We start from the raw sequence: 13,838 nt of genomic DNA, 5'->3' as shown, positions 1-13,838 counted from the left end.
GCCTTCTCGGCCTGCGCCGCCTTCTCGGCCTCCGCCGCCTTCTCGGCCTGCGCCGTCCTCTTGGCCTCGCTCCACCCCGCGGCGTCCGCCGCTTCCTCCCGCTCCGGCGACTCGTGCAGCTCGAACCAGGTCGACTTCCCCTCGCCGCGCGGGTCGACCCCCCACGCGTCCGCCAGCATCTCCATGAGCATCAGCCCCCGCCCGCTGGACGCCATCTCGCCGGGCCGCCGCTTGTGCGGCAGTTCGTCGCTGGTGTCGGCGGCCTCGACGCGCAGCCGCCGACGCCCGCGCTCGCCGGAGACCTCGGCCACCATCAGCGCGTCCCCGTCGGTGTGGACGAGCACGTTGGTGGCCATCTCCGAGACCATCAGGACCGCCGAGTCGACCTGCTCCGGGTCCCGCCAGTCGTGCAGCAGCTCCCGCATCAGCTGCCGGGCGACGGCGATCCGCTCGGGCTCCGCCTGCGCGATCGTCAGGACACTGCGGCGGCGCGGCGCACGCGGCGTCGGGGAGCTCTCCCTGCGCAGCACCAGCACCGCGATGTCGTCCTCCCGGCGGTCCGCCAGCGGGCCCGTCGTGTAGTGCGAGCCCGGCCCGTGCACGGCCTGCACCAAGGCGTCCGCCATGCCCTCCAGGTCGTCGGTGGGCTCCTCCAGGACCGGGCGCAGCCGGTCCCAGCCGGTGGCCATGTCGTGACCGCCCGTCTCGATGAGGCCGTCCGTGCACAGCATGATCGTCTCGCCGGGCTCCAGGACCACCCGCGTCGTGGGGTAGTCCGAGTCCGCCTCGATGCCCAGCGGCAGGCCGCCCGCGGTCTGCCGGATCACCGCCGTCCCGTCGACGCCGATGAGCACCGGATCCAGGTGTCCGGCGCGCGCGATGTCCAGGCTGCCCGTCTCCGGGTCCACCTCCGCGTACAGACAGGTCGCGAAGCGCGGCGAGGGGTCGCCGTCGGCCGCCGCGCCCTCGTACGCGTCCGTGAGCCCGGCCAGGAAGCGCGAGGCCCGCGCGAGCACCGCGTCCGGGCGGTGGCCCTCGGAGGCGTACGCGCGCAGGGCGATGCGGAGCTGGCCCATCAGGCCGGCCGCCCGGACGTCGTGGCCCTGGACGTCGCCGATGGCCAGGGCGATACGGCCGTTGGGCAGCGGGATCATGTCGTACCAGTCGCCGCCGACCTGGAGTCCGCCGCCGGTGGGCACGTAGCGGGCGGCCACGGTCATCCCGGGGATGTCGGGCCCCAGGCTCGGCATCATCGAGCGCTGGAGTCCGAGCGACAGTTCGCGTTCCGTCTCGGCCGCCCCGGCCCTGGCAAGCGCCTGGGCGAGCATCCGGGCGACCGTCGAGAGCACCGCCCGTTCGTCCGGCGAGAACCCCACCGGGTGCCGGAAGCCCGCCATCCAGGCCCCCATCACGCGGCCGGAGGAGACCAGCGGCAGGAAGGCCCAGGACCGCCGCCCGAAGCGCCGGGCGAGCGGCCAGGTGGTGGGGTAGCGGCGGCGGTACTCCTCGGGTGAGGGGAGGTAGATGGCCCGGCCGGTGCGGACGACCTCGGCGGCCGGGTAGTCGGTCTCCAGGGGCATGTCGGTGAAGGGCTCCTCGTCGCCCGCGGCGTGCCCGTGGTGCCCGATGATCGTCAACCGCTCCCCGGCCGACCCGAAGACCGCGAGGCCGTCCGGGGAGAAGCCGGGCATGGACAGCGATCCGGCGACCCGCAGCACCTCCTCGGTGGACCGGGCCTCGGCCAGCGCCCGGCCCGCGTCCAGCAGGAACGCCTCCCGGGACCGGCGCCAGTCCCGGGTGATCGCCGCGTGCGGCCCGCCGAGGCCCGGCCGGGCCTCGGCGACCTCCTGAAGGGTGCCCATGAGGAGATAGCCCTCGGTGCCCCGGTCCTCCGGGACGACCGGCTTGGAGCGGCTGCGCACCGTGCGCAGCACTCGGCCCCGCTCGTCCACGATCCGCAGCCGCGCCTCGGCCAGGGTGCCTTCGGCGACCGCGAGGTTCACCACCCCGTAGACCTCGTTCCAGTCGACCGGGTGGAAGCGGGAGCGTACCGCCGACTCCTCGTAGTCGCCGGGCTCGGCCGGCATGCCGAGCAGCCGGGCCGCCTCCGCGTCGAGCGAGACCGTCCTGGCTGTGTTGTCCCAGCGCCACAGGCCCGTCGCGATCGCGGCCAGGACTTCCTCGGTGCGCATTGCCCCACTTTAGGAATATGTGCTCGGCGCACGCCACCGAGGGGCCTCCGCCCCTGTCCGCCGTGCGCGCCCGCCGTCCGTCGTGCGGGCTCCCGCCCGTCCCGGTTGTACGGCGGGCCGTCCCGCCGGCGTCGGCGGCAAAGGGAAATGAAGCGGCCCGTCGCCGGGCGGTAGCCTGGGGTGGCTCAATCCACCCCGAACCGCGAAGACTGGATGAACGACGATGCATCGGTACAGGTCCCACACCTGCGGCGAGCTCCGCGCCTCTGACGTCGGCACCGACGTCCGGCTGAGCGGCTGGCTGCACAATCGCCGAGACCTGGGCGGCATCCTCTTCATCGATCTGCGCGACCACTACGGTCTGGTGCAGCTCGTCGCCCGCCCCGGCACCCCCGGCAACGACGCTCTGGCGAAGCTGACCAAGGAGACCGTCGTCCGCGTCGACGGCAAGGTCTCCGCGCGCGGTGCGGACAACGTCAACCCGGAACTGCCGACCGGCGAGATCGAGATCGAGGTCACCGAGGTCGAGGTGCTCGGCGAGGCCGGCCCGCTGCCCTTCACGATCAACACCGAGGACGGTGTCAACGAGGAGCGCCGCCTGGAGTACCGCTTCCTCGACCTGCGCCGCGAGCGCATGCACCGCAACATCATGCTGCGCTCGGCCGTGATCGCCTCCATCCGCTCCAAGATGGTGGCCCTCGGCTTCAACGAGATGGCGACCCCGATCCTCACCGCGACCTCTCCCGAGGGCGCGCGTGACTTCGTCGTCCCGTCCCGGCTGAACCCCGGCAAGTTCTACGCGCTTCCGCAGGCTCCGCAGCAGTTCAAGCAGCTGCTGATGATCTCCGGCTTCGACCGTTACTTCCAGATCGCCCCGTGCTTCCGCGACGAGGACGCCCGCGCGGACCGCTCGCCGGGCGAGTTCTACCAGCTCGACGTCGAGATGTCGTTCGTCGAGCAGGAGGACGTCTTCCAGCCGATCGAGAAGCTGATGACCGAGCTCTTCACCGAGTTCGGCAACGGCCGCGAGGTCACCTCGCCGTTCCCGCGCATCCCGTTCCGCGAGTCGATGCTCAAGTACGGCAACGACAAGCCGGACCTGCGGGCCAAGCTGGAGCTCGTCGACATCTCGGACGTCTTCGCCGACTCCGGGTTCAAGGCGTTCGCCGGCAAGCACGTCAGGGCCCTGCCGGTCCCGGACACCGCGGGCCAGTCCCGGAAGTTCTTCGACGGCCTCGGCGAGTACGCCGTCGAGCACGGTGCCAAGGGCCTGGCCTGGGTGCGCGTGGGCGAGGACGGCACGCTCGTCGGCCCGATCGCCAAGTTCCTCACCGAGACCGACGTGAAGACGCTCACCGAGCGCCTCTCGCTGGTCCCCGGCCACGCCGTGTTCTTCGGCGCGGGCGAGTTCGACGAGGTCTCCAAGATCATGTCGGCTGTCCGGGTCGAGGCCGCCAAGCGGGCCGGGCACTTCGAGGAGGGCGTCTTCCGGTTCTGCTGGATCGTCGACTTCCCGATGTACGAGAAGGACGAGGAGACCGGGAAGATCGACTTCTCGCACAACCCCTTCTCGATGCCCCAGGGCGGTCTCGCCGACCTGGAGGAGAAGGACCCGCTGGACATCCTCGCCTGGCAGTACGACATCGTCTGCAACGGCATCGAGCTGTCCTCCGGCGCCATCCGGAACCACGAGCCCGAGCTGATGCTCAAGGCGTTCGAGATCGCCGGTTACGACCGGGAGACCGTCGAGCACGAGTTCGCGGGCATGCTCCGCGCGTTCCGGCTCGGCGCTCCGCCGCACGGCGGCATCGCTCCGGGCGTCGACCGCATCGTGATGCTGCTCGCCGACGAGCCCAACATCCGCGAGACGATCGCCTTCCCGCTCAACGGCAACGCCCAGGACCTCATGATGGGCGCCCCGACCGAGCTGGACGAGAGCCGCCTGCGCGAGCTGAACATCCAGCTGCGCAAGCCGGTCGCCGCGAAGGGCACGGAGAAGGCCGCCGACAAGTAGGCCCGCCCGGGCCGAGCAGGCCCGTCCCGCGCGTCACGTCACCGCGCCGGACGTTTCACGTGAAACAGCCCCCGATCGCTGAAGGACTCGATCGGGGGCTGTTGCGTGCTCACCGGACGAAGCGGGCCTACCTCCGGGCGAAGCGGGGCTCGCTCCGGGCGGCGTGGACTCCCGTGCCGGGCGACGCGGTACAGCCGGATGGCCCCGGTTCGGGTTCGGCCGGGCCGGGCCCGGCAAAGACTGGCACCGAGACGCCCCTGCCGAGTCGTCGGCCGGAACCCGAGGAGCCCGCCACCGTGTCCGTCCCGCGCCGTCCGCCCGCCCTGCCCACCGCACCGTTCCTGCTGCTGGTCCTGCTGCTCACCGCACCGCTCCTGCTCCTCACCGGCTGTTCCTCCGACACCGCTCCCGCCGCCCAGCGCCAGGGTGCGGCCGGCCCGAACTCCGACGCCGCGTCCGTACGCGGGGGGACACCCGACGCGGCGTCACCCGAGAAGGACCCGGTCCGGCCGCCCCGGGAGATCCCGGTCCTCGGACCGCGGACCCGGGCGCAGATCCCCGACGAGGCCCGGCAGGCGTTCGTCGTGACCGGCGAGGGCGTCGACTCCAACCGGTCCTCCGCGATGCTCTACAGCCGCGAGGACCCGGCGGAGGGGTGGCATCCGGCGGCAGGCCCCTGGGAGGCGCACAACGGCATGGCGGGCTGGACCGACTACCACGAGGCGGGCGACCTCAGATCCCCCACGGGCGTCTACTCGCTGACCGACGCGGGCGGCCGGCTCCCCGACCCCGGGGCACTGCTGCCGTACGACGAGGATCCGAGGTTCGCCCTGGACGGCGAGGGATTCTACGGCGAGCCGCTGGAGGGATCCTTCGACTACGTCCTGGCGATCAACTACAACCGCCTCGAAGGCGTCAGCCCACTGAACCGCACCCGCCCGCTGGGGCTCGAACGGGGCAGCGGCATCTGGATCCACGTCGACCACGGCGGCCCCACGCAGGGCTGCGTCTCCATCCCGCTGGAGCGGATGGAGGAGCTGCTGCGCACCCTGGACCCGGAGATGAACCCGGTAATCGTGATGGGCGACGAAGCGACGCTGAGCCGGTGAACGGGCGTACCGGGGCGGCGCTGGGTCCGTACGCTGGATCCATTCTCCGGTGGCCGGGTGGCCCAGTGCGGGCGGAGGTCGTTGTGAGCGTGGTCGAGGACCGTGTCCTGACGCAGGACATCTTCGAGGACCTGGCCCGTCACGCCGTACGCGCCGAAGAGGCGCTGCGGCTGGAGTTCGTGAACGGGAGAATGGGGGTCAAGGCCCTGCCGGACGGGGACCACGGGCGGATCATCGCCTGGCTGACGCAGATCTGCGTGAAGTCGGATCCCAGCAGGTGGCTCTTCGGCGAGCAGGGCCTTCGCGTCGAGTCCTACCGCCGAGGCAACGCGCGACCCGTTGCGAGTCTCGCTCCGCTCGACCTGTTCGTGGGCCAGGGCGAATGGGCAGGCCCCGACGGAGTCCTCATGGTCGTCGAGGCCACCTCCTACGACGAGGACACCGACCGCCGCGACCGGATCGAGAAGCCGCGCGCGTACGCCGAGACCGGCATCCCCGTCTACCTGCTGATCGACCGGGACACCTGCGAGGTGAAGGTCCACTCGCACCCCGACGGCGTCCGGTACGAGCAGGTCGTCACCGTGCCGTACGGGAAGACCGTCACCCTTCCCGACCCCGTCGGGATCGAGCTGGACACCGAACCGCTGAAGAACTGGGTCCGCTGACCGGCACCGGTACGCCGGGAGCCCGGGACCGCGGTCGGCGGTTCCGGGCTCCCGGCACGTCCACGGCGGTTACGCCGGCTTCTCCTCCAGGCGCGGGAACAGCACCGCGCCCTTGGTGACCGTCGTACCGGCGGGCAGTACGCCCCACGTCCCGGCGTCCTGGACCCGCTGGTCGGCCAGCGCGCCCAGCGACTCCTCCGCGCCGAGCGAGTCCCACAGCTTCTGCGAGGTGTCCGGCATCACGGCGTTCAGCAGGACGGCGACCCCGCGCAGCGACTCGGCGGCGGTGTACAGGATCGTCGCGAGGCGGGCCTGGCCCTCCGGGGTGCTGTCCTTGGCCACCTTCCACGGCTCCTGCTCCGTGATGTAGCCGTTGACCTGCTTCACGAACTCGAAGATCGCCAGGATGCCGCCCTGGAAGTCCAGCTCCTCGCCGATCTTCAGGTCCGCGGTCGCCACGGCCTTCGCCAGGCCCTCCTGCACGGCCCGCTCGGCGTCACCGGCGGCGGTGGCCTCCGGCAGCGCGCCGCCGAAGTACTTGCCGACCATGGCCGCGACGCGCGAGGCGAGGTTGCCGTAGTCGTTGGCCAGCTCCGAGGTGTAGCGGGCGGTGAAGTCCTCCCACGAGAACGACCCGTCGCTGCCGTACGCGATGGCCCGCAGGAAGTACCAGCGGTACGCGTCCACGCCGAAGTGCGACGTCAGGTCCTGCGGCTTGATGCCGGTCAGGTTCGACTTCGACATCTTCTCGCCGCCGACCATCAGCCAGCCGTTGGCGACGACCTTGCCCGGCAGCGGCAGGCCCTGCGCCATCAGCATCGCGGGCCAGATCACCGAGTGGAAGCGGAGGATGTCCTTGCCGATCAGGTGCACGTTCGCGGGGAACGTGCCCTCGAACTTCTCCTGGTTCGCGCCGTAGCCCACGGCCGTCGCGTAGTTGAGGAGGGCGTCGATCCAGACGTAGATGACGTGCTTCTCGTCCCACGGCACCGGGACGCCCCAGTCGAACGTCGAGCGCGAGATCGACAGGTCCTGGAGGCCCTGCTCGACGAAGTTCACGACCTCGTTGCGGGCCGACTCGGGCTGGATGAAACCGGGGTTAGCCGCGTAGAACTCCAGCAGCTTCGGGCCGTACTCGCTCAGCTTGAAGAAGTAGTTCTCCTCCTTGAGGAGCTCCACCGGCTTCTTGTGGATCGGGCACAGCTTCTGCCCGGCGAACCCGCCCTCGCCGTCGATCAGGTCGCCGGGGAGCTTGTACTCCTCGCACCCGACGCAGTACGGGCCTTCGTACCCGCCCTTGTAGATCTCGTCCTTGTCGTACAGGTCCTGCACGAACTCCTGCACACGGTCGGTGTGCCGCTTCTCCGTGGTCCGGATGAAGTCGTCGTTCGCGATGTCGAGGTGCTCCCAGAGGGGCTTCCACGCCTCCTCGACGAGCTTGTCGCACCAGGCCTGCGGAGTGACGTCGTTCGCCTCGGCCGTGCGCATGATCTTCTGACCGTGCTCGTCCGTGCCGGTGAGGTACCACACCTTCTCGCCGCGCTGGCGGTGCCAGCGGGTGAGCACGTCGCCTGCGACGGTCGTGTAGGCGTGGCCCAGGTGAGGAGCGTCGTTGACGTAGTAGATGGGGGTCGAGACGTAGTACGCCGTCGCCCCCTGCTTCTCGGATCCAGTGGCCGCCATGGTCGAAATCCTAACGGCCCGAGGATGATCCCCTCACCTCGTTAACCGGCGGGCGCGACCACCCCCGCGAGACGCCCCGCCCGGTGGAGAGCTTTGCGAAACATCCGTTCCCGTAATAAAGACAGCATCCTGGGAGGGAGCGGACAAGCGTGGACGAGGCAGGGGACATCACGATGCGGGTACTGGTCGCCGAGGACGAGGAGATCCTGGCGGAGCTGATCGCCACCGGTCTGCGCCGGGCCGGATTCGCGGTCGACACCGTCTACAGCGGTGACGCGGCCCTCGCCTACCTCGGCCTGCACGACTACGACGTCGTCGTGCTCGACCGCGACCTGCCCCGGGTGCACGGCGACGACGTCGCCCGCAGGATGGTCGCCTCCGGCTCCCGCACGCGGATCCTCATGCTCACCGCCTCCGGCTCCATGGAGGACCGGGTCTCCGGGCTCGACCTCGGGGCGGACGACTACGTCAGCAAGCCGTTCGAGTTCCCCGAACTGGTCTCCCGGGTCCGGGCGCTCCGTCGCCGCAGCGCCCGCCCCGTGCCGCCCCAGCTGGAACGGCACGGCATCCGCCTCGACACCGTACGGCGCAGCGCCCACCGCGACGGCCGGGACCTCGACCTCTCCCCGAAGGAGTTCACCGTGCTCCAGCTCCTCCTGGAGGCCGACGGGGCCACCGTCAGCGCCGAGGAACTGCTGGAGCGCGCCTGGGACGCCAACGCCGACCCGTTCACCGGCGCGGTACGGGTCTGCATGAGCAAGCTCCGCGCCAAACTCGGCGAGCCCGCGCTGATCCGCACCGTGCAGGGCGTCGGGTACGCCCTGTGATGCGGCGGCTCCTGCGCCCGGCCGGTGCGGCGGCACCGGCCCCCACCACGATCCGCACGCGCATAGCCCTCGTGTACGGCGGCGCCTTCCTCGTCCTCGGCACCGCGCTGCTCACCACCGTCAACCTGGCCTCCCGCGCCGGCACGGACTCCGAGGCACGGGCCATCGCCTCGTCCGCCGTCGTCGTCCAGCCCGGATACGCGGTGAACGGCCCGCTGATCGACCGGCGGGCGCTCCGGCCGCTCACGGTCTACGACCTGACCGACAACGTCAGCAACGCGGCGGGCCGGCAGCTCCTGCTCTGGTCGCTCGCCGCGCTGTTCGTGATGACGGCGTGCGCGGTCGGGGTCGGCTGGTGGATCGCCGGCCGGGTGCTGCGGCCCGTCCACGCCATGACCGCGAAGGCCCGCATGCTCTCCGAGCGGACGCTGCACCAGCGGATCGCCTCCCACGGGCCGGACGACGAGCTGAAGGAGCTCGGCGAGACGCTGGACGCACTGCTGGCCCGGTTGGAGAAGGCGTTCGACAGTCAGCGGAGGTTCATCGCGAACGCCTCGCACGAGCTGCGGACGCCGCTGGCCACCCAGCGGGCCGCGATCCAGGTGGGCCTCGACGACCCGTCCCCCGAGGGCCTGGCCCGTACCCGGCAGACGCTGCTGGACAGCAACCGGCGCAGCGAACGGCTCATCGAGGGGCTGCTCGTGCTGGCCCGGAGCGAACGCGGGCTGGCCTCGGACGAGCGCGAGGAGGTCCGGTTCGACGAGGTGGTGCGGGAGGAGACGGCCCGGTATCCGGCCGCGCGGGTCGCCGTGGCGGCCTGCCCGGTGAGCGGGAACCGGCTGCTGCTCGCACGGCTGGTGGCGAATCTGCTGGACAACGCGGTGACGTACAACGTGCCCGGCGGCTCGGTGGACGTCTCGCTGGACCGGACCGGCACGACCGGCACGCTGGTGGTGCGCAACACGGGGCCGGCGGTCTCCGAGGCCGAGGTCGCCGGGTTCTTCGAGCCGTTCCGGCGGGGCGACGGCCGGGACCGGATGGGGGCGGGATCGGGGCTCGGACTGTCGATCGTCCGGTCCGTCGCGGCGGCTCACGGCGGTACGGTCACGGCGGCGCCGGGCCCCGGGGGCGGCGGTCTCGCCGTGACCGTACGACTGCCGGTGGATCAGCTCTCGGAGCCGGACTCGCGCGCCGCGAGCCAGGCGGGCAGCCCGGCCAGGATCTCCCGGTAGAGCTCGCCGTCCGCGATCGTGCGGGGGGCGGGGCCCGCGTGGAAGAAGGCGGCGTTGGGCGCGCCGAGCTTCCGCAGGAAGTCGAAGCCCTTCCCGTCCTGCTCGCCGAAGGCGACGAACTGGAAGAACAACGGCAGGCGGGCCGCGTCGGCCAGGGCCTGCCGGGCGAGCTGCTTGGCGTCCGGCGGCCCGTCGGTCTGGAAGACGACCAGCGCCGGACCGGTGGCCCCGGACTTCTCGTGGTGCGCGACGATCTCCTCGATCGCGCGGTGGTAGTGCGTGCGGCCCATCCGGCCCAGGCCCGCGTGCAGCTCGTCGACGCGGCCCTCGTGGGCGGCCAGGTCGATGGTCCCGGTGCCGTCGACGTCCGTCGAGAAGAAGACGACCGGCACGGAGGCGGTCTCGTCGAGCTGGGCGGCGAGTGCCAGCGCCCGGTCGCCCAGGTGCTGGGCGCTGCCGTCCTTGTAGAACGGCCGCATGGAGCCGGAACGGTCGAGCACCAGGTAGACGCGGGCGCGCAGCCCGGTCAGCCCCTGCGCCTTGAGCACGGCCTGCGCCGCCTTGTACGGGGCGACGAGCTGGGGAGCACGGGACCTGACCCGGGCGAGCGTGATGGCGGGCTTGGGGGCGGCCACGGCGGCCTGCGGGGTCTCGACTGCCGGGGCGGCCTGCGAGGTCTCGGCGGCGGGCGGTTCCGGCGCCTCGGCGGCGGTGCTCGGGGCGGCCGGCTCGGGCGCGGTAGCCGCCTCCTGCTCCGATGCGGCCTCCGATGCGGTCTCCGATACGGGCTCCGGCGGTGCGGACACCGGCTGCGACGCCGGCTCCGCCTCCGACGCGGCCTCCGGGGCCCGGGTCGGTTCCGCTTCGCGCTCCGCTTCCGTCGCCGGATCGGCGTCCGGCGCGGCGGTCACCGCGGTGGGGGCGGGAGCGGGCGCGGTCCTGTCGCCGTCGCCGAGGTCGGGCCTGGCAACGGGCTCGTCCTCGCCCGCCGCCACCGGTACGGCGCGCGGGCCCGCTTCGAGCTGCGGCTCGTCGTCGAGGTCGAGATCCAGGTCGATCGTGATCGGAGAGACCTCGACGACGTCCAGGGCCTCCGCGGCTTCCACCGCCTCCGTGGCCTCTGCGGCTTCCCCGGCCTTCTCCGCCTGGGCGGCCTCCGGTGCGGCGGGCTCCTCCGCTTCCGGCTCCGTACGGGCGGCGGCCGGCGTACGCGTCGCGTCCTCGGCGGGCGCGGGCGCGGGGTCGGCCGCCTCGGTCCGCTCGGTCAGCGCGGGCTCGGGCGCGGGCACCGGGGCCGCCGGCTCGGGCGCGAACTCGGTCTCCGCCTCCGCCCTCGGGGCGGAGCCCTGCGCGGGGACGGTCGGCGTCGGGGCCGACGGGATCGACGCCTTGTCGAAGGCCGCCGCCACCAGGTCGGAGGCCAGACCGCTGTCACGCTCCGTGTCGGCGGGGTCGGTGTCGGCGGACGGCGACTCCGAGGACGTCGAGGACGTCGGGGACGTCGGGGAGAGCGCCGACGACGGAGAGGCCGAGGTCGCGGAGGAGGGCGAAGCCGGGGCCGGGATCGACGCCTTCGGCTCCGCTGCGGGCTCGGCCGCCGGGGCGGTTCCCGGCTCCGCCTTCGCGGGCTGGGTGCGCTCGGCCTGGGGCGGGACGGTGGCCGTGGTCGGCTCGTCCTGCTCCGTGAGGCCGAACACCTTGCGCAGCAAGCTCCGAATGCCCATGGGCGAGGCCTTTCGCATGAGTTGAGTGCGGTGAATGTCCGACCTGGGCGTCGTGCTACCTGGCCAGGACGGATACGTAAGGTTAGCGGCCGGATCCGGCCGTTCGGCGGTGCGGCCCACCCGGGCGTCAACCGAGCCGAAACCGATCGCTGCCGAGGCCCAAGGGAACAGCGGTGGCCCGGACTTCACCCTCCGTTCACCGGGAGTCCCTCGGACCGCGTGGATGCGCACCTACCGTCACGCACGACACACAGACGGAGGGAAATCCACGTGCGCAATCTGCTGCCGCTCATCAGCTCGCATCCGGGTGGGCGTTCCGCGCTGACCTGCCGCTACCGCTGTGGGGACGCGTGCTTCAAGGAGACGCCGAACACCAGCGACAACGCCTACGCCGGCGACATCATCGCGGGGGCGGTTTCACGCCGCTCGATGATGCGTGCCGCCGCGGTGGTCACCGTCGCCACCGCGGCCGGTACGGCGGCGCTGACCGGGCCGAACACCCCGCAGGCGCAGGCCGCTCCCGCGGCGGGACACGGCCGCACACCCGGCTCGCCCCACCGACCCGGCACGTCCGGAGCCCGCGGCCTGCGGTTCTCGCCGGTGGCGCCCAACAAGGACGACAAGGTCAGCGTGCCCGACGGGTACGCCCAGAACGTGGTGATCCGCTGGGGCGAGCCGATCCTGCGCGGGGCCCCCGCCTTCGACCCGGACCAGCAGACCGCGAAGGCGCAGGCGGGCCAGTTCGGCTACAACAACGACTTCCTCTCCCTGCTCCCGCTGCGCGGCGAGCGCGGTCGGCAGGTCCTGGTCGCCAACCATGAGTACACGGACGAGATGCTCATGTTCCGTGGCTATGATCCGGCCAACCCGACGCGCGAGCAGGTGGAGATCGCCTGGGCCGCGCACGGACTCTCCGTGGTCGTCGTCCAGGAGGAGCACCGCACCGGAAAGCTGGGTCCGGTCAGCCGGCACCCGCTGAACCGCCGTCTCACCGCGACGAGCGAGTTCCGTCTCACCGGCCCGGCGGCGGGCGGCACGCTGTTGCGCACCTCCGCGGACCGCACCGGCCGCAAGGTGTTCGGCACGCTCAACAACTGCGCCGGCGGCACCACGCCGTGGGGCACGACGCTGCACGGCGAGGAGAACTTCAACCAGTACTTCGCCAACGGCAACACGGCGATGCACCAGCGGTACGGCATCGGCACGGGCGCCACCGAGCGCAAGTGGGAGCGGTTCGACCGGCGGTTCGACCTGGCGAAGGAGCCCAACGAGGCCAACCGGTTCGGCTGGGTCGTCGAACTCGACCCGTACGACCCCGACTCCACGCCGCGCAAGCGGACCGCGCTTGGCCGGTTCAAGCACGAGGCCGCGCAGCCCCGGCTGACGTCGGACGGTCGCCCGGTGGTCTACATGGGCGACGACGAGAAGTTCGACTACCTCTACAAGTTCGTCTCCAGCAAGCGCATGAAGAAGGGCAGTTCGCGCGCCGCCCGCGAGCACAACCTGACCCTGCTGGACGAGGGCACGCTGTACGTCGCCAAGCTGACCGGCGACTCGCCGACCGCCGAGATCGACGGCACCGGCAAGCTGCCCTCCGACGGCGAGTTCGACGGCAGCGGCGTCTGGATCCCGCTGGCCACCGGCACCACCTCACACGTGCCCGGCATGACGGCGGAGGAGGTGTACGTCTACACCCGGCTCGCGGGTGACAAGGTCGGCGCCACCAAGATGGACCGCCCCGAGGACGTCGAGCCGTCGCCCCGCACCGGCCGGGTCTATGTGGCCCTCACCAACAACTCGGACCGCGGCAAGGCGGGCAAGGCGGGTGCGGACGAGGCCAACCCCCGCAACGGCAACAAGCACGGGCAGGTCCTGGAGCTGGCGGAGAACTGGGACGACCCGGCGTCCGACGGCTTCGCCTGGCGGTTGTTCCTCGTCGCGGGCGATCCGGAGGACCCGGCGACGTACTTCGCCGGCTTCCCCAAGGAGAACGTCAGCCCCATCTCCTGCCCGGACAACGTGGCCTTCGACGACCACGGCAACCTGTGGATCTCCACCGACGGCAACCAGCTCGGCTCGCACGACGGACTCTTCGGAGTGGCGACGCACGGCGACCGGCGCGGCGAGCTGAAGCAGTTCCTGACGGTCCCGACCGGCGCGGAGACCTGCGGCCCGGTCATCCAGGACCGCCGTGTCCTGGTCGCCGTCCAGCACCCGGGCGAGATCGACGGCGCGTCCGTGGAGAAGCCGGCCAGCTCGTGGCCCGACGGACCGGGGAAGATCGTCCGGCCGTCCGTCGTCGCCGTCTGGCGCGAGGACGGGCGGGACATCGGCGTGTGATCCTTCGCCCGTGCCGGCCACTCATCGGCGCGGTGAGACCGGCGCACGCGTC

At 72.0% G+C, this 13,838-nt stretch carries 9 protein-coding genes; 6 read left to right on the top strand and 3 right to left on the bottom strand.

Features of this window, described 5'->3' with window-relative positions; genetic code table 11:
- Positions 1-2,192: ATP-binding SpoIIE family protein phosphatase (locus EES43_RS13850; protein WP_124271972.1), on the bottom strand; the 2,192-nt coding region annotated here is incomplete at its 3' end.
- Between the two features lie 223 nt (positions 2,193-2,415).
- Here EES43_RS13850 and aspS point away from each other — a divergent pair.
- From aspS to EES43_RS13835, 3 genes are all read left to right on the top strand, one after another.
- Complete coding sequence (aspS, locus tag EES43_RS13845) at positions 2,416-4,206, top strand: aspartate--tRNA ligase (RefSeq protein ID WP_124269016.1); 1,791 nt, start codon at positions 2,416-2,418, stop codon at positions 4,204-4,206.
- 296 nt (positions 4,207-4,502) lie between these two features.
- Positions 4,503-5,315, top strand: coding sequence for a L,D-transpeptidase family protein (locus EES43_RS13840; protein WP_124269015.1), 813 nt, complete (start codon positions 4,503-4,505; stop codon positions 5,313-5,315).
- 83 nt (positions 5,316-5,398) lie between these two features.
- Positions 5,399-5,980: a Uma2 family endonuclease gene (locus EES43_RS13835; protein WP_164493171.1), complete on the top strand. Its 582-nt coding sequence runs from the start codon at positions 5,399-5,401 to the stop codon at positions 5,978-5,980.
- A gap of 69 nt (positions 5,981-6,049) precedes the next feature.
- On the opposite strand, the gene metG is transcribed toward EES43_RS13835, so the two are convergent.
- Complete coding sequence (gene metG, locus EES43_RS13830) at positions 6,050-7,663, bottom strand: methionine--tRNA ligase (protein ID WP_124269013.1); 1,614 nt, start codon at positions 7,661-7,663, stop codon at positions 6,050-6,052.
- A 173-nt stretch (positions 7,664-7,836) separates the two neighbouring features.
- Here metG and EES43_RS13825 point away from each other — a divergent pair, with 173 nt between their 5' ends.
- Positions 7,837-8,490: a response regulator transcription factor gene (locus EES43_RS13825; RefSeq protein WP_164493336.1), complete on the top strand. Its 654-nt coding sequence runs from the start codon at positions 7,837-7,839 to the stop codon at positions 8,488-8,490.
- Entirely contained in the window at positions 8,490-9,722 is a 1,233-nt protein-coding gene (locus tag EES43_RS13820; protein WP_124271971.1) for a sensor histidine kinase, read from the top strand. Before EES43_RS13825 ends, EES43_RS13820 begins: the two co-directional genes overlap by 1 nt.
- On the opposite strand, the gene EES43_RS13815 is transcribed toward EES43_RS13820, so the two are convergent.
- Positions 9,656-11,446, bottom strand: coding sequence for a VWA domain-containing protein (locus EES43_RS13815; protein ID WP_124269011.1), 1,791 nt, complete (start codon positions 11,444-11,446; stop codon positions 9,656-9,658). The genes EES43_RS13820 and EES43_RS13815 overlap by 67 nt on opposite strands.
- A gap of 270 nt (positions 11,447-11,716) precedes the next feature.
- On the opposite strand from EES43_RS13815, the gene EES43_RS13810 reads away from it, so the two are divergent.
- Positions 11,717-13,786: a PhoX family protein gene (locus EES43_RS13810; protein ID WP_124269010.1), complete on the top strand. Its 2,070-nt coding sequence runs from the start codon at positions 11,717-11,719 to the stop codon at positions 13,784-13,786.
- Positions 13,787-13,838 lie beyond the last annotated feature (52 nt).

This window comes from Streptomyces sp. ADI96-02 (assembly GCF_003846185.1).
GTDB lineage: Bacteria > Actinomycetota > Actinomycetes > Streptomycetales > Streptomycetaceae > Streptomyces.
Note: the sequence above shows the minus strand (reverse complement) of the source record. Positions and strands in the feature narration are given on the sequence as shown.

What these genes read in the sequence shown, in the direction of transcription:
- EES43_RS13815 (WP_124269011.1), bottom strand. Translation starts at nt 11,446, where the DNA reads ATGGGCATTCGGAGCTTGCTGCGCAAGGTGTTCGGCCTCACGGAGCAG.
- EES43_RS13825 (WP_164493336.1), top strand. Translation starts at nt 7,837, where the DNA reads ATGCGGGTACTGGTCGCCGAGGACGAGGAGATCCTGGCGGAGCTGATC.
- aspS (WP_124269016.1), top strand. Translation starts at nt 2,416, where the DNA reads ATGCATCGGTACAGGTCCCACACCTGCGGCGAGCTCCGCGCCTCTGAC.
- metG (WP_124269013.1), bottom strand. Translation starts at nt 7,663, where the DNA reads ATGGCGGCCACTGGATCCGAGAAGCAGGGGGCGACGGCGTACTACGTC.
- EES43_RS13820 (WP_124271971.1), top strand. Translation starts at nt 8,490, where the DNA reads ATGCGGCGGCTCCTGCGCCCGGCCGGTGCGGCGGCACCGGCCCCCACC.